This is a genomic window from Sphingomonas sp. NBWT7, from assembly GCF_014217605.1.
GTDB lineage: Bacteria > Pseudomonadota > Alphaproteobacteria > Sphingomonadales > Sphingomonadaceae > Sphingomonas.
This window is the reverse complement of record NZ_CP043639.1, coordinates 1,790,388-1,808,053: the sequence shown is the minus strand read 5'-3', so window position 1 is coordinate 1,808,053 and position 17,666 is coordinate 1,790,388. Positions and strand designations below refer to the sequence as shown.

Genomic DNA, 17,666 nt, shown 5'->3' with positions numbered 1-17,666 from the left:
ATGTCACGCGTTAGCCAAGCCGCCATCATCGCCGCCCTCGTCGTCATGACGGGGTGCGCCGCGAAGCCGAAGGAGATCGCCGCGGTGCCGCTGCCGCCGCCGCCCGCGGTTCCGGTATACGTTACCCCGCCGATTTCGCCGATCAACCGCGGGTTGAGCGAGGCGGCGACGGTATGGCACGTGCGCTCCGCACTCAACGTCGCGGCGCTGGCGTGTCGCGGCGCGGGGGAGGCCGAAATCGTGCGGCGCTACAATGCGATGCTGGCGACGCACAAGACGACGCTCGCCGGCGCGCAGACGACGCTGTCGGCCGAGTATAAGGCGGGCGGCGGCGACTGGCAGGACCGCTACGACGATGCGATGACGCGGCTCTACAATTTCTTCTCGCAAGCGCAGGCGCGCGACGCCTTCTGCACCGCCGCCGCAGCGACGCTGGCGGAGAGCGAGCGGCTGACCCCAGGCGAGCTGCAGCGCTTCGCCGCGGTGGTGCTGCCGACGCTCGACGCGCCGTTCGCCGAGATGGCGATGCCGCGGCAGGTGATCGCGGTCGCCTCGTCCGGCATGGGGCCCGTCGTCGCGCCGGTGAGCTACGCGCCTCGCCCGGTAGCGGCCACCCCCGCCGCGCCGCGCCCGATCGCGTCGCCCGTGGCGGCACCGCAGCCGGCCGTTGCGGCGACGCGTGCCCCGATGCCCGCCATCGGGACGCGCGCGGCAGCAATTCCGCCCGCGCCGATCGGTCGGACACCGAAAGTTGCGACGCCGGCGGCCAACGCGTCGACGCAGGTCGTGCCGAAGCTGAACCTCGACCTGTCGGGGCTCTGACCCCCGGCCGATCGCGCGTCTCGGCGGCAGCGCGACTCGGTACGGAAATGCTGTCCGCCGCGTAGGCACGCGGGGGTTCCGCGGGGCGATACGTTCGGTTAACAACGCCTTCATGGAGACCGGCCGCGCCGACCTGCCCGTCGAGGGGCGCTTCGACGGGATCGAGCACCGCCTGCCCGTGCGCGTCTATTTCGAGGATACCGACCTGTCGGGCGTGGTCTATCACGCCAATTACCTGCGCTTCATGGAGCGCGGTCGATCCGACATGCTGCGGCTCGCGGGCGTCGACCAGCGTGCCGCGCAGGAGGCAGGCGAGGGCGCTTATGCCGTCGCCAGCCTTGCGATCCGCTATGCCGCGCCCGCGCGGCTCGACGACGCGCTGGTCGTTGCGACGCGCGTGACGGCGGTACGCGCCGCCAGCGTCTCCATTCATCAGAGAGTCATGCGCGACGCGCTTGTGCTGGCCGAAGCGGACGTGGTGGCCGCGCTGGTCGCCCCCAGCGGGCGGCCACGGCGGCAACCGCGCGCGTGGATCGACCGTTTCGCGGCTCTCGTCGATCAGGGGGAAACAAGGCCTTGAACCCGTTCTTCAATACCGACGCTGCCACCTTGTCGCCGATCGCGCTGTTCCTGCAGGCCGATTTCGTCGTCAAGGCGGTGATGTTCGGGCTGCTCGCGGCGAGCGTGTGGACCTGGGCGATCATCTTCATGTTCTGGCGCAAGCTTGGCCGGACGCGCAAAGCGACCGAGGTGTTCGAGCGCGATTTCTGGAAGGCGGAGGATATCGACGCCTTCTACAAGACGCGCGCCGACGAGGATCTGCCCAGTGCGCGTGTCTTCGCCGCGGGCGTGGCGGAGTGGCGGCGATCGACGCAGGGCGTAGGCATCGATCGCTCGGGCACGCGCGAGCGGCTGGCGACGACGATGGGCGCAGCCGTCGCGAACGAGATCGACAAATTGTCCGACCGGCTGAACGTGCTGGCGACGGTGGGCTCGGTTGCGCCGTTCGTCGGGCTGTTCGGCACGGTGTGGGGCATCATGCGCAGCTTCACCAGCATCGCAAGCCAGCAGAACACGAGCCTCGCGGTCGTCGCGCCGGGCATCGCGGAAGCGCTGTTCGCCACCGCGATCGGGCTGTTCGCGGCGATCCCGGCGGTGATCGCGTACAATCGCTTCAGCCACGGCATCAACCGGATCGAGGCGCGGTTGAACCGCTTCGCCGACGGCTTCCACGCGACGCTGTCGCGCCAGCTCGACCGCGAGAAGTGAGAGGCTAGCCGATGGCGATGCAGCTTCCCTCGCAGCGCTCGGGCGGGCGCCGCGCGCCGATGGCGGACATCAACGTGACGCCGCTGGTCGACGTGATGCTGGTGCTGCTGATCATTTTCATGGTCACGGCGCCGCTGCTGACCGCGGGCGTGCCGGTGAACCTGCCCGACAGCCGCGCCAAGCCGCTCGACCAGGACAAGCAGCCGACCGAGATCTCGCTCGACGCCGACGGCAAGATCTTCATCGCCAAGGAAGAGGTGAGCGCCGACGCGCTGCCCGCGCGGCTCGACGCGATCGCCGCTGGGGCGGGCGAGGGCGAGCCGCCGCAGGTGTATCTGCGCGCAGACCGCGTGCTCGGCTACGGCCAGGTGATGAAGGTGATGGGTGAGCTCAACCGCGCCGGGCTGAACCGCGTGGCGCTGGTGACGATCGGGGACGAATAACCCGATGGAGCGGGCCGAACGCATCGGGCTGGGCATCGCCGGGGCGGGACATCTGATCCTGTTCGGGCTGCTGTCGGTCGGCTTTCTCGCGACGCCCAATCCCGACAAGCTGAAGCAGACGCCGATCGAGGTGAGCCTGGTCAAGGACGTCGGGTTGGAGGCCACCGCGCCGCAGGCGGCGGAGCAACCCGCGCCATCGATCGCGCCCGAGACGGGCGAGCCCGACTATGCAGCGCCGCCCGCGCCGGCCGAACAGCCGGCGCCCGAGCCCGCGCCGGCCCCGCCGCCGCCTGCGCCGCAGCCCAAGCCCGCGCCGCCGCAGCCGGCGCCCAAGGCGGCGCCGAAGGTGGAACCCAAGCCGAAGCCCGCGCCGCCCAAGCCGCAGCCTGCGCCCAAGCCGGTCGAAAAGCCCAAGCCCGCGCCCAAGCCTCGGCCAAATCCAGCGGCGGAACGCGCCGCCGCCAAGAAGGCCGAGGCGGCGCTGGCCGAGGCAGCGGCGAAGCGCGCGGCGGCTGCCGCCCAGGCCAAGGCCGCTGCGGCCGCGCGGGCGCAGGCTGCTGCGGACGCACGCGCGAAGGCTGCGGCAGACGCGAAGGCCAAGGCGGCCGCGGCGGCCAAGGCGCGCGGATCGGGAACCGACAGCAAGTCGGCCGCGTCGCGGCCGCGCGGCGGGCGGCTCGGCGACGATTTCCTCAAGGGGCTGACGACCGAACCGTCGACGAGCAAGAGCCAGGCGCCGCGCGCGGCGAAGATCGACGGGCGGGCGCTGGCGTCGATCGTCCAGGCGATCGCGCGGCAGATCCAGCCGTGCGCCGATCGGCAGGTCGATCCCGGCCCCGGCGCGAACCAGATCGTGACGACGCTGAACCTGCGGCTCAACGCCAACGGCACGCTCGCCGCGACGCCGACGGTGGTGCGCCAGCGCGGGCTGACCGACGAGAACGAGCGCTATGCCCAGCGCGTCAAGGACCTGGGCATCGCCGCGTTCAAGGGCTGTTCGCCGCTGAAGCTGCCGGCGGAATATTATGACACGCCGAATGGTGGGTGGAACAACATCAATTTCAACTGGAAGCTGCGGTGATCGCAGCGTCGCGCGCTCGTGCTGCAAAGCCACCGGCGAGCGACACCGGACGCGACGGCGAGGGAAGAGTCAGACGATGAAGCGCTTCATGCTATTAGCCACGCTGCTGGCGTCGTCCGCCTTCGCGCAGGACGTGCCGCCGACGCCGCTCGACGTTCCCGCGCAGGCACCTGCGACGGGTGCGGGGGCGCCGACGAGCGGCGGGCCGCTCGAGGTGGACGTGACCGGCGGCATCTCCGCGCCGATGCCAATCGCGATCCCCTATATGCCGGCCGCGGCGATCGCGCAGACGCCGGCGGGATCGACCGACGCGCTGGGGCGGCAGCTGGCCGAGATCGTCACCAACGACCTCAGGAATTCCGGCTTGTTCACGCCGCTGCCGCCCGCGCAGCTGCGCACGGTGATGTTCCCCGAGGTGCAGGCACCGGCGTTCGATTACTGGGGCGGGTCGGGCGCGCAGGCGCTGGTGCAGGGTTACATCCGCGCCAATGGCGACGGCACGTTGACGGTCGGCTGCTACCTCTACGACGTATCGGCGCAGAACGAGCTGATGCGGCAAGGTTTCGTCGTGCCGCCATCGGACTGGCGGCGCGCGGCGCACAAATGCGCCGACATGGTCTACGCCCGGCTGACCGGCGAGGGGCCGTATTTCGACAGCCGCGTGGTCTACGTTTCGGAGACGGGGCCGAAGGGCAACCGCATCAAGCGGCTGTCGATCATGGACCAGGACGGCGCCAACCACCGCTTCCTGACCAATGGCCAGTCAATCGTACTGACGCCGCGCTTCTCGCCCAACCAGCAGTCGATCGTCTACATGAGCTACGTCGGGCGCGTGCCCGCGATCTACGTCTACGAGATCGGATCGGGGCGGCAGCGGATGGTGGTGCAGAATGTCGCCACCACCTTCGCACCGCGCTTCTCGCCCGACGGACGGTGGATCCTGTTCTCGATGGCGACGGGCGGAAATACCGATCTCTACCGCGTGTCGGCGCAGGGCGGCACGCCGCAGAAGCTGACCAATTCGCCCGGCATCGACACCGGCGGCAGCTATTCGCCCGACGGCAGCCGGATCGTGTTCGAGAGCGACCGGTCGGGCGGGCAGCAACTCTATGTGATGAACGCCGATGGATCGAACCAGCAGCGCATCAGCTTCGGCGGCGGACGCTATGCGACGCCGGTGTGGAGCCCGCGCGGCGACCTGATCGCCTTTACACGCATCTCGGGCGGCTTCCGCATTGGCGTGATGAGCCCGAGCGGGGGGGGCGAGAAGATCCTGACCAACAGCTGGCAGGACGAAGGGCCGTCGTGGTCGCCGAACGGCCGCGTGCTGATGTTCTATCGCGCGGCGCAGGGGCGCAGCGGCAAGGCGGATCTGTGGTCGGTCGACCTGACCGGCGTCAACGAGCGACGCGTGCCGACACCGCTCGACGGATCCGATCCGTCATGGGGTCCGCTCAGGCCCTGAAGCTGCTATCGGACCAGTATCTGTTATCGGGGGCGACGACGGGGTGCGACATATGGAGAAGACGATGGCCAGAATGACCACCACCATGCTGCTCGCGGCGGCGCTCGTGACCACGGCGGCCTGCTCCAAGAAGCGGCCGGAGGTGCTGCCGCCGGCGCCGGGCGATGCACCGTCGGGTGCGGTCGATCCCAATGGCGGCGGCGCGGGCGGCACGGGCGTCGCGACGCCGGGCTCGTCGGAGGATTTCAAGCGATCGGTGACGAGCGACACGATTAACTTCGGGCTCGACATGATCGACATCGACGCGACCGCGCGTGGCATCCTCGACAGCCAGGTCGTGTGGCTCAACCGCTATCCCAACGTCCGCGTGACGCTGGAAGGCCATGCCGACGAGCGCGGCACGCGCGAGTATAATCTGGCGCTGGGCGATCGCCGCGCCAATTCCGCCAAGAACTATCTCGTTGCGCGCGGCATCTCGCCGAGCCGGATCACGACGATCAGCTACGGCAAGGAACGCCCGGTGGCGCTGGGATCGGACGAGGAGAGCTGGGCGCAGAACCGCCGCGCGGTGACGGTGGTGCTCAACTGACGCTGGATTGACGGGGGTGCCGGGTTCGTCCCGGCACCGATCGCTGGCTATCGCCTGCCCAGGTGGCGGGCGAGCCAGGCGGCGGCGGCTTCGGGCGTCGCCTTGTTCGCGTCGCGATCGACCATGTAGTTCGCCTCGCGCATCGCGGTGACCCCGATCCGGCCAACGAGCGGGCGCAGCGCCGCGAGGAATTTCGTGTCATCGGCGCGGCGCGGCGCGGCGAGCAGGATCGCGTCATAGCCGGGGATCGCGCCTCTGGGATCGCTCAGCACGACGAGCTTGTCGGCGGCGATGCGGCCGTCCGACGAGAAGGCGCTGATGACGTCGGCCCGACCGCTGGTGAGCGCGCGGTACATGAACGTCGGGCTGTACGGCGTCATCGCCCTGAAGCGCAGCGGATAGGCGCGGCGCACCGCCGCCCATTCCGGGCGGTCGAGAAATTCGAGATCGGCGCCGAGCGTGAGGCGCGGGGCGGCGGGGACGAGATCGTCGAGCGAGGCGATGCCCAGGCGGCGGGCGTCGGCACCGCGCATCGCAAAGGCGTAGGCGTTCTCGAAACCGAGCGACCCGACGAGCGAGACATCGTGCGTATGCTTCGCCCAATCGCCGATTGCCGCCACCTGAGCGGCGCGGGGCGGCACGTCGGCGCGCTTCATTTGCCCGGTCCAGATCGTGCCCGCGTAATCGACGTAGACGTCGATCGCGCCGCTCGCGACCGCGCCGAACGCGACCGCCGAGCCGAGACCGTCGCGATATTCGACGTCATACCCCGCCGCACGCAGGCGATCGCCGATCAGACGCGCGAGGATATATTGCTCGGAAAAGTTCTTCGCGCCGACGACGACGCGGCGATCGTTCGCGCCGCGCCACAGCGGCGCGCTGGCGGCGAGTGTCGCCCCGGCGAGCAGCGCGAGCGCGCCGATCGCGAGCCAGCGGCGGCGGGTGGCGAGGCCGTATTCGGTGAGGCCGAGCAGCGCGTCGACCGACAGCGCAAGCGCGGCGGCGGCGATACAGCCGGCGAGGACGAGCGGCCATGCCTGCGTCTGCAACCCGGCGAAGATCAGGTCGCCTAGGCTCGGCTGACCAACGGTGGTGGAGAGCGTCGCGGCGCCGATCGTCCATACCGCGGCGGTGCGGATGCCGGCGGTGACGACCGGGAGGACGAGCGGCGCTTCGACCAGCCGGCGTTTCTGCCATGCCGTCATGCCGATGCCGTCGGCGGCCTCGATCACCGCGGGGTCGAGCCCTTGCAGGCCGGTGACGACGTTGCGCAGGATCGGCAGCAGCGCGTAGAGCGTCAGCGCGAGCAGCGACGGCAGGAAGCCGAGCGCCGGCACGCCGCCGATCCACAGCAGCACCGGATAGAACAACGCGAGCAGCGCAAGGCTGGGGATCGTCTGGACGAGGCTGGCGACGCCGAACGCCACGCGCGCGGCGATCGGGCGATGCGCCGACCAGAAGCCGAGCGGGACGGCGATCGCGATGCCGAGCGCGAGCGCGGCCATCGCGAGCAGCAGATGCTGCGCGGCAAGCTCGGGAACGCGCGCGAAGGCGTCGTTCATCGCGCGAGTGCCGCGAGTTGTTCGGCCTGCGTCCGCGGCACCGCGACGAGCGCCTGCGCCGCCTCGCCGCCGTCGCCGGCGAGCAGGCGTTGCGGGGTTTCGTCGGCGACGATCGCGCCTTCCTTCATCACCAGCACGCGGGTGGCGAGGAGCAGCGCCTCCGCCATGTCGTGCGTGACCATGATCGTGGTGAGGGCGAGCCGGTCGTGCAGCGCGCGCACTGCCTGGCCGAGCGAATCGCGCGTGACCGGATCGAGCGCACCGAACGGCTCGTCCATCAGCAGGAGCGTCGGGCCGGCGACGAGCGCGCGGGCGACGCCGACGCGCTGCCGCTGGCCGCCCGACAGCTGCGCGGGCATGCGGCGGGCAAGATCGCGCGGTAGCTCGACGAGATCGAGCATCTCGCCCACGCGCGCTTCCATCGCGCGTCCGGCGATCCGCAGCGGCAGCGAGATATTATCGCCGACGGTGAGGTGCGGGAACAGCCCGACGTTCTGGAACACGTAGCCGATGCCGCGACGCAGCGCCGGAAGCGGACGATCGGCGACATCTTCACCGTCGATCAGGACATGGCCGGCGGTTGCCGCGACCAGGCGGTTGATCGTCTTGAGCAGCGTCGACTTGCCCGAACCCGAGGTGCCGACGAGCGCGACGAAGCTGCCCCCCGCGATTTCGAGCGTCACGTCAGCGACCGCCGGTGCCGCTTCCCCGAAGCTCTTGGTGACGCCGTGGAAGGCGACCGTCGGTCCGGGCTTTTCCGCTGGCATCGGACGTGAGGATGCGGGATGCGGCGGGCGACGTCAAACGCGGGAAACTCGGACAATGAAGGCAATCCTCATCACCGGCGGCGGATCGGGCATCGGGCGCGCGGTGGCGCAGCTATTTGCCGGCTGCGGCTGGCGCGTCGGGCTGGCGGACCGCGACCCGGCGGGGCTGGTCGACACCGCCGCGCTGCTGCCGGCCGAGCGGACGACGAGCCACGTCATGGACGTTCGCTCGCCTGAGGATTGGGAGGAAGTGCTGGGCGAGTTCACCCGCGCGAGTGGCGGGCGGCTCGACGTCCTGTTCAACAACGCGGGCGTCGCGGTGGGCGGCGCGTTCGGCGCGGCGGCGCTCGACGATCTCGACCGCGCGCTCGACGTCAATCTGAAGGGCGTCGTGTACGGCGCGCGGCTCGCCTATCCGTATCTCGCCGCGACGACGGGATCGTGCCTGCTCAACACCGCGTCGGCCGCCGGCATCTACGGCACGGCGGGCGCGGCGGTCTATTCGGCGACGAAGTTCGGCGTGCGCGGGCTGACCGAGGCGCTCGACGGCGAATGGGCGGCGGACGGCATCCGCGTGCGCAGCCTGATGCCGGGGTTCATCGACACGCCGCTGCTTCACGCAGGCGTTGGCGGATCGAACCGCAACGTGCGCGAGACGGTGGTCGAGGCGGGGCTGGAATTCACCCCGGTCGAGACGGTGGCGGAGGCGGCGTGGGCGGCGGTGCACGGTGACAAGGTGCACACGCTGGTCGGCAAGACCGCGCGCCGGCTGGGCTTCGCGGCGCGGTGGATGCCGGGGAGCGTGCGCAAGCGGATGCGGGCAGGGCAGGGGCTCTGACAGGGCGCTGATTGGTCTGCTTTTAGGAGGGGATTGCCTGTCGGCTTTGGTGCAAGGCCGTTACGAAAGTCGACGCTTACCTAGGGTCAGTCAGCCACCTCGACCACCACATAGTTGGTTCGCAAGTGCTTATATGTCGCTGGCGCAACAGCAACGCTCAAGAGGCGGATGATCGCCCGAACCCGATACTTACCGGGCTTTGGGAACAGGTTGGAAGCGCGCTCACCAATTGTGACTTTCAATGGACGATCAACTGTCGCTGCGGTGAGCTTGCTTCGGTCTATTGGTGGTGCAGGGGGTGAAATGGCTATTGGCTCGCGCGGGGCGACCATTTTTCCGCTCTGATCAATCACTTCAAAAGCGATCCCGCGCGTGGCAGCTATAAAAGGTGAAACCCGAAGACTTCCATCGTCGGACGACAGGAGCACAGTAAGCGCAGTCACCCCATCCATAGGGATTTGTTTGCCATTGGACACGATATGAGCGTTGATAGCTGAACCATCGCCTCGCCATTCCGCTTGGACGGGGGGAGACCATGCCGCCGTTGCTGTTTGGGTTATCATCGTCAGTACAACGCTTATCATCCTGAAATCCCTTGGTAGCCCGGCCCGACGAGTATGCGCACTCGCAGGTTTCGGGAAGAGCCATGAATGAACTGACTGGCCGCCACCGGCGTTTGCTGCCGATCCGCTATCAACAGCCAAACTCAAAACAATTGAGCGGTGGGTACGACCTTCCTGATCACTGGCGCATTAGGGCGCGCGCTTCGGCTTGCGCGGCTTGGGGGCCGGTAGCTCGGCGGCGGTGAGGCGGAGCAGATCGGCGAGCCAGTCGGTGTCGTCCCAGCGGTCGGCTTCGATCAGCAGGTTCGGCTTGGCGCCCGGATAGGGCGGTGCCTCGGACACGGGTTCGGTATGGCGGCGACCCGATGGTGTCGGCTTCACGAACAGGCGATCGTCGCACACCGAGCCGATCATCTTGCCGTCTAGGTATACGCCGTACTCGCCGAACATCGGCTTGGCCGAAATCGCTCCCGCGCCCGCCGCCTGCTCCAGCAGATAGTCGATCGTGCGGGGCTGCGTCGGCATGGCCGCAGGCTATCATGCGCGCATCGGGCCCGGCAAGGAACCTCGATCTCCGGTCTTCGCGATCGACCGCCAGCGTCTTAACCGATCAGCAGCCCGGCGAGCGCGGCGGACATGAGGTTGGCGAGGCTGCCGGCGAGCAGCGCGCGGATGCCGAGCTTGGCGATCATCGGCCGCTGGTTCGGTGCAAGGTTGCCCGTCACCGCCATCTGGATCGCGATCGACGAGAAATTGGCGAATCCGCACAACGCGAAGGTGACGATCGCGACGGTGCGCGCCGAGAGGCCGGCGGCCGCCTGCTTGCCGAGATCGATGTAGGCGACGAATTCGTTGAGCACGATCTTCTCGCCGAACAGCCCGCCCGCGCGCAGCGCCTCGTCCCACGGCACGTTGATGAGGAACATGACGGGGGCGAAGACGTAGCCGAGGATCTGCTGGAAACTGAGCTGCGGGTAGCCGAACATCCCGCCGATGCCGCCAAGGATGCCGTTAGCGAGCGCGACGAGCGCGACGAAGGCGAGCACCATCGCGCCGACCGCGACGGCGAGCCGCACGCCGGTCTGCGCGCCCTGCGCGGCAGCCATGATGAGGTTGGCGGGCGCCTCCTCGTCGTGCGTCGCCTGCGGCATCGGCTCGCCCGGCGTCAGTTCGTCGGGCAGCGCGGCGATGCTGGCCGGCGCGATGCGCGCCTCGGATACGCGGATTTCCGCGTCGGGATCGGGCACATCGCCAAGCGGCAGCTCGCCCTCCGGCGGCACCGACGAATCGGGCATGATGATCTTCGCCATCAGGATGCCGCCGGGCGCCGCCATGAAGCTGGCGGCGAGCAGGTAATCGATGCGGATTCCCATCGAGGCATAGGCCGCGAGGATCGTCCCCGCGACGCCCGCCATTCCGCTCGTCATCACCGTGAACAGCTGCGGCGGGGTGAGCCCGGCGAGATAGGGGCGGATGACGAGCGGCGATTCGCTCTGCCCGACGAAGACGTTGGCGGCGGCGCACAGGCTCTCGACCTTGGAGACGCCAATCACCTTTTCGATCGCCCCGCCGAGCCAGCGCACGACAAGCTGCATGATGCCGAGATAGTAGAGGATCGAGACGAGGCTGGCGAAAAAGATGATGACGGGCAGCGCCGCGATCGCGAAGCTGTTGCCGCCGATCGCCGGGCTGGCGAGTGGGCCGAACAGGAAATCGACCCCCGCCTTGGCGTAGCCGAGCAGGTTCGACACGCCGGCCGACATGCCCGACAGAATGCGCTTGCCCCAATCGACGTAGAGGACGAGCACGGCGATGCCGACCTGCAGCGCGAAGGCGCTGGCGACGACGCGCGGGCGGATCGCGCGGCGGTTCGTCGACAAAGCGAGCGCAAGCGCCAGGATCACGACGATACCGGCGATGCCGATCAGAAAACGGCTCAAGTGCGACCCCCGTTGCGGGCGGAAGCGCGCCGCCTGTGCTCTACGCCCGTCATCATAGGGAAGGTGGCGACGGTTCGACAAGCCGGGCGCGCATTCGCTGCCGTGGCGTGTCGCGCGGGCGACACAGGTGTCGGCGCTCGGTGCGGTGTGGCTTGAGGCGGCGCAAAACGGGCTTTCGCCCGCGCCGGTCGCGATGCTACCCGCGATCGGATGGAAACAACCCGTCCAGCGTCGATCTCGCGCTCGCTCTTCGCCTTCGCGATCTTCTACGGCGGGATGGTGTGCATCGCCGGGGTGCTCGGCAACAAGCAGGTGTCGCTCGGGCCGCTAGCCGTGGAGGCGGGGATCTTTGCCTTCCTGCTGCTCGTCGTCACGTCGAGCGCGGTGGCGGAACTGCACGGCCGGCACGTCGCCAACCGGCTGGTGCAGATCGGCTTCGTGCCGCTGATCGCATCGCTGATCCTGTCATGGATCGTCCATACGCTGCCCGCCGCGCCCGAGATGCAGCCGGCGAATCGCGATGCGATCCAGCTGATCCTGGGATCGACGTGGCGGATCTGGATCGGTGGGATCATCGCCTACGGCACGTCGCAGACGCTCAACGTCACGCTGTTCGCCGCGCTGAAAGGGCGCGAGGGCGGGCGGCTGCTGTGGCTGCGCGCGGCGGTGGCGAGCGTCCTGTCGCAGATCGTCGACACCTTGCTGTTCGTGACGATCGCCTTCTACGGCGTGTTCCCGATCGGCGAGCTGCTGCTGGGGCAGATGCTCGCCAAGGTGACGCTGTCGATCGTGCTGGTGCCGCCGCTGATCTACGGGTTCGTGGCGTTGGGGCGCAAACTGGACGGGGCGGCACGCCCGGCGTAACGCCTGCGCGCATGACCGATCATGCCCCCGCGCCGGCGCTGCTGGCCAAAGCCGAGACGCTCGTCGAGGCGCTGCCGTATCTGCAGCGGTACGCGGGCGCGACGTTTGTCGTGAAATACGGCGGGCATGCGATGGGCGATCCCGAGGCGCAGCGCGATTTCGCCGAGGACGTCGTGCTGCTGAAGGCGGTGGGGATCAACCCCGTCGTGGTGCACGGCGGCGGCCCGCAGATCGGATCGATGCTGAAACGGCTCGGCGTCGAATCGCGCTTCGTCGACGGCCTGCGCGTGACCGATGCCGAGACCGCCGAGATCGCCGAGATGGTCCTCGCCGGATCGATCAACAAGCAGATCGTGTCGTGGATCGCGGCGGCGGGCGGGCGCGCGGTGGGCATTTCGGGCAAGGACGCAGGCCTGGTGCAGGCGGAGAAGGTCGGTCGCAACCAGCCCGATCCGCTGCAGGGAATCGAGCGCAAGGTGGACCTTGGGTTCGTCGGCGAGCCGGTGGCGGTCGACCGCACAATCATCGACACGCTGAGCGCGGCGGGCATCATCCCCGTGATCGCGCCGATCGGGATCGGCGCGGACGGGCACACCTACAACATCAACGCCGACACGATGGCCGGCGCGATCGCCGCGGCGCTGGGGGCCAAGCGCTTCTTCCTGCTGACCGACGTCGCCGGCGTGCTCGACAAAAGCGGCGAGCTGATGACCGACCTGACGCCGGGCGACATCGCCGGGCTGCGCGCCGATGGAACGATATCGGGCGGGATGATCCCCAAGCTCGAGACGTGCGTCGCGGCGGTCGAATCGGGTGTCGACGCGGCGGTGGTGCTCGACGGGCGCGTGCCGCACGGCATGCTGCTCGAGATCTTCACGCGGCGCGGCGCGGGCACGCTGATCCGTCAGGGATGACGCCTTGACCGGGATGCGCGCCGCACCCAACTGTGCTATACGACTGATACACGCCGACGGAGATCGATCTTGCTGCTGCTAACCATCATCCAGATCCTGCAGGTGCTGCTGAACGTCGTCTGGTGGGTGATCATCATCCAGTTCGTGCTGTCGCTGCTGGTCGCGTTCAACGTCGTCAACATGCAGTCGAACTTCGTCCGCTCGCTCTACCAGGGGCTCGACCGGCTGACCGAGCCGATGTACCGCCCGCTGCGCCGCATCCTGCCGCAGCTGCAGGGGATCGATCTGGCGCCGGCGGTGGTGCTGATCGGGATCGCGATTCTGACGATCGTGCTCAACAACATCGCCGCCAGCGTGATGATCGGATCGATCTGATCCGCGCCTCGCTGGGCGGGATGCATTCTGATGTCGTGACGATTTGCCCCCGCGTGTGTGGCGTAACCGCGCCACCGCGGCTATGCGCGCGGCCATGACGGCACGGATAATCGACGGTAAGGCGTTCGCGGCGGATCTTCGCGCGCGGGTAGCGACGGGCGCAGCCGAGGTGACGGCGGCGACCGGCCGCCGGCCCGGGCTGGCGGTGGTGCTGGTCGGCGAGGACCCGGCATCGTCGGTCTATGTCCGCTCGAAGGGCAAGGCGACGATCGCCGCCGGGATGGAGAGTTTCGAGCATCGCTTGCCGGCCGATACGCCGCAGGCGGCGCTGGAGGCGCTGGTCGATCGACTCAACGCCGATCCGGCAGTGGACGGTATCCTGGTCCAGCTGCCGTTGCCCAAGCATCTCGATGAGAGCGCGATCATCACGCGGATCGATCCCGACAAGGACGTCGACGGATTCCACCCGGTCAATGCCGGGCGGCTGGCGACGGGACTCGAGGGCTTCGTGCCGTGCACGCCGCTCGGCTGCCTGATGCTGTTGCGCGACGTGCTCGGCGACCTGAGCGGCAGGGACGCGGTGGTGATCGGGCGATCGAACATCGTCGGCAAGCCGATGGCGCAGCTTCTGATCAGTGACAGCTGTACCGTGACGGTCGCCCATTCACGCACGCGCGACCTGCCCGAGGTCGTGAAGCGCGCTGATATCGTCGTCGCCGCTGTCGGCCGGCCGAAGATGATCAAGCCCGAGTGGATCAAGCCGGGCGCGACGCTGATCGACGTCGGCATCAACCGCACCGAGGAGGGGCTGGTGGGTGACATCGACCCTGCCTGTGCTGAGGTGGCTGGCGCAATGACGCCGGTGCCGGGCGGCGTCGGGCCGATGACGATCGCGGTGCTGCTGCGCAATACGTTGGTGTCCGCCGCGCGGCGCGCCGGCATTACGCTCGCTGCGGCGATCTGATGTTGTCCGCCCTGCTGCTCGTGGCGGCCGCGCCGCAGTCCGCCGTCGAAGCGGAGCGCGCCTCCGCCGCTGAAGCGAAGGCGGTCGGGCAGTGGACCGCGTTTCGCAGATGGGAAGCGGACGCCGCGCTTTCCCTGCCGCGGCAGCGCGTGATCGACGCGCTGATGAAGGACGCGCCTGATCCGCCACTTGCGGTCGACGGGTGGCCGACAGCGAGCTTCGCTTCGTGCGACGGCGCGACCGCAGCGAATACCGGCGGGACGCTGTCGCTTGGCGGTCGATCAAATTATTTCTCCACAATCTGGCAGCGGCAATCGGACGGCACGCTGCGCCGGCGCTGGTCTGTCGCACCCGACGGCGGTCATGGCGACGTCGTGCAATCGTGGGCCGGAGGATCATACGGTTCGGTGATCGACGGCCGCGTTCCGGCGTCGCCGCGCAAGGAGCAGCGCCCGTGATCGAGCTGTTCGTTTCTTCCTTCATCACCTTCTTCGTGGTCATCGACCCGCCGGGATGCGCGCCGATCTATGCCGGGCTGACCGCAGGGGCCGGTGCCGCACAGCGGCGGGCGATGGCGGTGCGCGCGGTCGGGGTCGCGGCGCTGATCCTGCTCGTCTTCGCGCTGTTCGGCGAGAAGCTGCTCAAGGGGCTCGGCATTGAGCTCGCCTCGTTCCGCATCGCGGGCGGGATCATGCTGTTTCTGATCGCGCTCGAGATGGTGTTCGAGAAGCGGACGCAGCGGCGCGAGGATCGCGCGGCGAACATCACCCCCGAGGAGGCGGAAGACGTCTCGATCTTCCCGATGGCGATGCCGATGATCGCGGGGCCGGGATCGATCGCCAGCGTGATGCTGCTGATGGCGCGCAACGACGGACTGGAGCGATCGGCGATCGTTATGGCGGCGCTGGGGCTGAATCTCGCGCTGACGCTGATCGCACTGCTCGCCGCGGGGCCGATGATGCGGCTGTTGGGGCACAAGATCGAGGCGGTGATCACCCGGCTGCTCGGCGTACTGCTCGCCGCACTGGCGGTGCAGTTCGTGATCGACGGCGTGCAGGCCCAGCTGGGCTAGCGGTTCCCGCCCCCGCTATCGAGGTGCACGTCGCACCGAAGGGCAGGGCGCGGCGGGTTGCCAAGCGTGTCGCCAAGCGGCCATCAGGGCGTAAAAGGAGACGACGCATGGCCGACCAGCAACTCTATCGCGTGCCCGACGCATGGGCGGCGGCGGCGCGGGTCGATCGGGCGGGCTATGACGCGCTCTACGCGGCGGCGGCAACCGATCCCGACGCCTTCTGGCTGGAGCAGGCGAAGCGGCTCGATTGGATGACTTCGCCGACTACGGCGGGTGACTGGTCGTTCGACGAGGGCGATTTCCACATCGAATGGTTCAAGGACGGCGTGCTCAACGTCTCCGCCAATTGCATCGACCGGCACCTGCCCGAGCGTGCCGACAGTGTCGCCATCATCTGGGAACCCGACGAGCCGGGTGAGGCGCCGCGCCGCTTCACCTATGCCGAGCTTCACGCCGAAGTGTGCCGCTTCGCCAACGTGCTGAAGGCGCAGGGCGTGCGCAAGGGCGATCGCGTGACGATCTATCTGCCGATGATCCCGGAGGCGGCGTTCGCGTTGCTCGCGTGTGCGCGCATCGGCGCGATCCACTCGGTGGTGTTCGGCGGCTTCTCCCCCGACGCGCTCGCCGGGCGGATCGAGGATTGCGATTCGAAGCTCGTCATCACTGCCGATTGCGGGCGGCGCGGGGGCAAGAAGATCCCGCTGAAGGCGAACGTCGATGCGGCGGCCGAGCGCGCGCCGAGCCTGGAGAAGGTGATCGTCGTCAGGGCGACGGGGGACGACGTGCCGATGCACGCGCGCGACGTCTGGTATCACGAGGCGGCGGCGGGCGTACCGGCCGATTGCGCGCCCGAACCGATGAACGCAGAGGACCCGCTGTTCATCCTCTATACCAGCGGATCGACGGGGAAGCCCAAGGGCGTGCTGCACACCACCGGCGGGTACCTGCTGTGGGCGAGCTACACGCACGAGCTGGTGTTCGATTATCGCCCGGGCGATGTCTTCTGGTGCGCGGCCGATATCGGCTGGGTCACTGGGCATACGTACATCGTCTACGGCCCGCTGGCGAATGGCGCGACGACGTTGATGTACGAGGGCCTGCCGACCTGGCCCGACGCGAGCCGCATCTGGCAGGTGGTGGACCGGCACCAGGTTCACACGATCTTCACCGCGCCGACCGCGCTCCGCGCCCTAATGAAGGAGGGCGACACGCCGGTGAAGGCGACCAGCCGGGCGAGCCTGCGGTTGCTCGGCACCGTCGGCGAGCCGATCAACCCCGAGGCATGGCGCTGGTATCACGACGTGGTGGGTGAGGGCCGCTCGCCGATCATCGATACCTGGTGGCAGACCGAGACGGGCGGCGCGCTGATCGCGCCGCTGCCCGGCGCGACCGACCTCAAACCCGGATCGGCGACCAAACCGCTGCCGGGCGTCCACCCGCAGCTGGTCGACGAGAATGGCGCGGTGCTCGAGGGGGCGGTGAGCGGCAACCTGTGCATTACGGGCAGCTGGCCGGGGCAGATGCGCACCGTGTGGGGCGATCACGATCGCTTCTTCCAGACCTATTTCACGACCTACCGCGGCAAGTATTTCACCGGCGACGGCTGCCGGCGCGACGCGGACGGCTATCATTGGATCACGGGCCGCGTCGACGACGTGATCAACGTGTCGGGCCATCGCATGGGCACCGCCGAGGTGGAGAGCGCGTTGGTGCTCCATCCCAAGGTTGCCGAGGCGGCGGTGGTGGGTATGCCGCACGACATGAAGGGGCAGGGCATCTACGCCTATGTCACGCTCAACGCCGGCGAGGAGGGAACGAACGCGCTGGCGGGCGAGCTGCGCCAGTGGGTGCGCAAGGAGATCGGGCCAATCGCCAGCCCCGACGCGCTGCAGTTCGCACCCGGGCTGCCCAAGACGCGCAGCGGCAAGATCATGCGGCGGATCCTGCGCAAGATTGCCGAAGGCGACGTATCGAGCCTGGGCGACACGTCGACACTGGCAGACCCCGCGGTGGTCGACGATCTGGTAGCGAACCGCATCGGCTGAAGGACCGACTCGGGACGACATGCGCGCTGGGGGGGGTCACCGTCCCGCCTCTAACGGTGCTCCAACGGCGCCGGCATGGCCCGGCCGCAACGA

General features: G+C 68.8%; 20 protein-coding genes. 15 read left to right on the top strand and 5 right to left on the bottom strand.

Annotated features, from left to right (window positions below; all coding sequences use genetic code 11):
- The 7 genes from F1C10_RS08970 (at position 1) to pal (ending at position 5,669) form a co-directional block, all read left to right on the top strand.
- Complete coding sequence (locus F1C10_RS08970) at positions 1–822, top strand: hypothetical protein (RefSeq protein WP_185205542.1); 822 nt, start codon at positions 1–3, stop codon at positions 820–822.
- A 112-nt stretch (positions 823–934) separates the two neighbouring features.
- Positions 935–1,402, top strand: a complete 468-nt coding sequence (gene ybgC / locus F1C10_RS08965; RefSeq protein ID WP_308458052.1) for a tol-pal system-associated acyl-CoA thioesterase — start codon at positions 935–937, stop codon at positions 1,400–1,402.
- The gene (gene tolQ / locus F1C10_RS08960) at positions 1,399–2,091 is read left to right on the top strand and encodes a protein TolQ (protein ID WP_085808756.1); all 693 of its coding nucleotides are present in this window, start codon (positions 1,399–1,401) and stop codon (positions 2,089–2,091) included. The genes ybgC and tolQ overlap by 4 nt, the downstream gene beginning before the upstream one ends.
- Before the next feature lie 11 nt (positions 2,092–2,102).
- Entirely contained in the window at positions 2,103–2,534 is a 432-nt protein-coding gene (tolR, locus tag F1C10_RS08955; protein WP_185205540.1) for a protein TolR, read from the top strand.
- A 4-nt stretch (positions 2,535–2,538) separates the two neighbouring features.
- On the top strand, positions 2,539–3,615 hold the full coding sequence (locus tag F1C10_RS08950; RefSeq protein WP_185205538.1) for a cell envelope biogenesis protein TolA: 1,077 nt from the start codon (positions 2,539–2,541) through the stop codon (positions 3,613–3,615).
- A 76-nt stretch (positions 3,616–3,691) separates the two neighbouring features.
- On the top strand, positions 3,692–5,080 hold the full coding sequence (tolB, locus tag F1C10_RS08945) for a Tol-Pal system beta propeller repeat protein TolB (protein ID WP_185205537.1): 1,389 nt from the start codon (positions 3,692–3,694) through the stop codon (positions 5,078–5,080).
- Positions 5,081–5,144: 64 nt separating this feature from the next.
- Positions 5,145–5,669, top strand: a complete 525-nt coding sequence (pal, locus tag F1C10_RS08940; RefSeq protein WP_185205535.1) for a peptidoglycan-associated lipoprotein Pal — start codon at positions 5,145–5,147, stop codon at positions 5,667–5,669.
- A gap of 47 nt (positions 5,670–5,716) precedes the next feature.
- Here the strand turns inward: pal and F1C10_RS08935 are convergent, their stop codons facing one another.
- Positions 5,717–7,231 carry an ABC transporter permease/substrate-binding protein gene (locus tag F1C10_RS08935; RefSeq protein ID WP_185205533.1) on the bottom strand — a complete coding sequence of 505 codons (1,515 nt, stop codon included), beginning with the start codon at positions 7,229–7,231 and terminating at the stop codon, positions 5,717–5,719.
- On the bottom strand, positions 7,228–7,998 hold the full coding sequence (locus F1C10_RS08930; protein ID WP_185205531.1) for an ATP-binding cassette domain-containing protein: 771 nt from the start codon (positions 7,996–7,998) through the stop codon (positions 7,228–7,230). Before F1C10_RS08930 ends, F1C10_RS08935 begins: the two co-directional genes overlap by 4 nt.
- Before the next feature lie 55 nt (positions 7,999–8,053).
- On the opposite strand from F1C10_RS08930, the gene F1C10_RS08925 reads away from it, so the two are divergent.
- Complete coding sequence (locus F1C10_RS08925; protein ID WP_185205529.1) at positions 8,054–8,836, top strand: SDR family oxidoreductase; 783 nt, start codon at positions 8,054–8,056, stop codon at positions 8,834–8,836.
- A gap of 86 nt (positions 8,837–8,922) precedes the next feature.
- On the opposite strand, the gene F1C10_RS08920 is transcribed toward F1C10_RS08925, so the two are convergent.
- From F1C10_RS08920 to F1C10_RS08910, 3 genes are all read right to left on the bottom strand, one after another.
- Positions 8,923–9,420: a hypothetical protein gene (locus tag F1C10_RS08920; protein WP_185205527.1), complete on the bottom strand. Its 498-nt coding sequence runs from the start codon at positions 9,418–9,420 to the stop codon at positions 8,923–8,925.
- A 168-nt stretch (positions 9,421–9,588) separates the two neighbouring features.
- Entirely contained in the window at positions 9,589–9,924 is a 336-nt protein-coding gene (locus F1C10_RS08915; protein WP_185205525.1) for a TfoX/Sxy family protein, read from the bottom strand.
- 77 nt (positions 9,925–10,001) lie between these two features.
- Positions 10,002–11,339: a NupC/NupG family nucleoside CNT transporter gene (locus tag F1C10_RS08910; RefSeq protein WP_185205523.1), complete on the bottom strand. Its 1,338-nt coding sequence runs from the start codon at positions 11,337–11,339 to the stop codon at positions 10,002–10,004.
- A gap of 210 nt (positions 11,340–11,549) precedes the next feature.
- On the opposite strand from F1C10_RS08910, the gene F1C10_RS08905 reads away from it, so the two are divergent.
- The 7 genes from F1C10_RS08905 to acs all read left to right on the top strand — a co-directional run bounded on the left by F1C10_RS08905 (position 11,550) and on the right by acs (position 17,573).
- Positions 11,550–12,203, top strand: coding sequence for a queuosine precursor transporter (locus tag F1C10_RS08905; RefSeq protein ID WP_185205521.1), 654 nt, complete (start codon positions 11,550–11,552; stop codon positions 12,201–12,203).
- A gap of 11 nt (positions 12,204–12,214) precedes the next feature.
- On the top strand, positions 12,215–13,117 hold the full coding sequence (argB, locus tag F1C10_RS08900; protein WP_185205519.1) for an acetylglutamate kinase: 903 nt from the start codon (positions 12,215–12,217) through the stop codon (positions 13,115–13,117).
- A gap of 69 nt (positions 13,118–13,186) precedes the next feature.
- A complete protein-coding gene (locus tag F1C10_RS08895) occupies positions 13,187–13,492 on the top strand; it encodes a YggT family protein (protein ID WP_258042806.1) in 306 nt (101 codons plus the stop codon).
- 94 nt (positions 13,493–13,586) lie between these two features.
- Positions 13,587–14,456: a bifunctional methylenetetrahydrofolate dehydrogenase/methenyltetrahydrofolate cyclohydrolase FolD gene (folD, locus tag F1C10_RS08890; RefSeq protein WP_185205517.1), complete on the top strand. Its 870-nt coding sequence runs from the start codon at positions 13,587–13,589 to the stop codon at positions 14,454–14,456.
- The gene (locus tag F1C10_RS08885; protein WP_185205515.1) at positions 14,456–14,914 is read left to right on the top strand and encodes a hypothetical protein; all 459 of its coding nucleotides are present in this window, start codon (positions 14,456–14,458) and stop codon (positions 14,912–14,914) included. The genes folD and F1C10_RS08885 overlap by 1 nt, the downstream gene beginning before the upstream one ends.
- Entirely contained in the window at positions 14,911–15,528 is a 618-nt protein-coding gene (locus F1C10_RS08880) for a MarC family protein (RefSeq protein WP_185205513.1), read from the top strand. The genes F1C10_RS08885 and F1C10_RS08880 overlap by 4 nt, the downstream gene beginning before the upstream one ends.
- Before the next feature lie 107 nt (positions 15,529–15,635).
- Complete coding sequence (gene acs, locus F1C10_RS08875; protein ID WP_185205512.1) at positions 15,636–17,573, top strand: acetate--CoA ligase; 1,938 nt, start codon at positions 15,636–15,638, stop codon at positions 17,571–17,573.
- The last annotated feature ends 93 nt before the right edge of the window (positions 17,574–17,666 follow it).

Bases quoted from the DNA above. Each gene is read 5' to 3' on its own strand.
- acs (WP_185205512.1), top strand. From the start codon at position 15,636: ATGGCCGACCAGCAACTCTATCGCGTGCCCGACGCATGGGCGGCGGCG.
- pal (WP_185205535.1), top strand. From the start codon at position 5,145: ATGGCCAGAATGACCACCACCATGCTGCTCGCGGCGGCGCTCGTGACC.
- F1C10_RS08935 (WP_185205533.1), bottom strand. From the start codon at position 7,231: ATGAACGACGCCTTCGCGCGCGTTCCCGAGCTTGCCGCGCAGCATCTG.
- tolR (WP_185205540.1), top strand. From the start codon at position 2,103: ATGGCGATGCAGCTTCCCTCGCAGCGCTCGGGCGGGCGCCGCGCGCCG.
- argB (WP_185205519.1), top strand. From the start codon at position 12,215: ATGACCGATCATGCCCCCGCGCCGGCGCTGCTGGCCAAAGCCGAGACG.
- F1C10_RS08970 (WP_185205542.1), top strand. From the start codon at position 1: ATGTCACGCGTTAGCCAAGCCGCCATCATCGCCGCCCTCGTCGTCATG.
- F1C10_RS08925 (WP_185205529.1), top strand. From the start codon at position 8,054: ATGAAGGCAATCCTCATCACCGGCGGCGGATCGGGCATCGGGCGCGCG.
- tolB (WP_185205537.1), top strand. From the start codon at position 3,692: ATGAAGCGCTTCATGCTATTAGCCACGCTGCTGGCGTCGTCCGCCTTC.
- F1C10_RS08950 (WP_185205538.1), top strand. From the start codon at position 2,539: ATGGAGCGGGCCGAACGCATCGGGCTGGGCATCGCCGGGGCGGGACAT.
- F1C10_RS08885 (WP_185205515.1), top strand. From the start codon at position 14,456: ATGTTGTCCGCCCTGCTGCTCGTGGCGGCCGCGCCGCAGTCCGCCGTC.
- F1C10_RS08915 (WP_185205525.1), bottom strand. From the start codon at position 9,924: ATGCCGACGCAGCCCCGCACGATCGACTATCTGCTGGAGCAGGCGGCG.
- F1C10_RS08905 (WP_185205521.1), top strand. From the start codon at position 11,550: ATGGAAACAACCCGTCCAGCGTCGATCTCGCGCTCGCTCTTCGCCTTC.
- F1C10_RS08930 (WP_185205531.1), bottom strand. From the start codon at position 7,998: ATGCCAGCGGAAAAGCCCGGACCGACGGTCGCCTTCCACGGCGTCACC.
- ybgC (WP_308458052.1), top strand. From the start codon at position 935: ATGGAGACCGGCCGCGCCGACCTGCCCGTCGAGGGGCGCTTCGACGGG.
- folD (WP_185205517.1), top strand. From the start codon at position 13,587: ATGACGGCACGGATAATCGACGGTAAGGCGTTCGCGGCGGATCTTCGC.
- F1C10_RS08920 (WP_185205527.1), bottom strand. From the start codon at position 9,420: ATGATAAGCGTTGTACTGACGATGATAACCCAAACAGCAACGGCGGCA.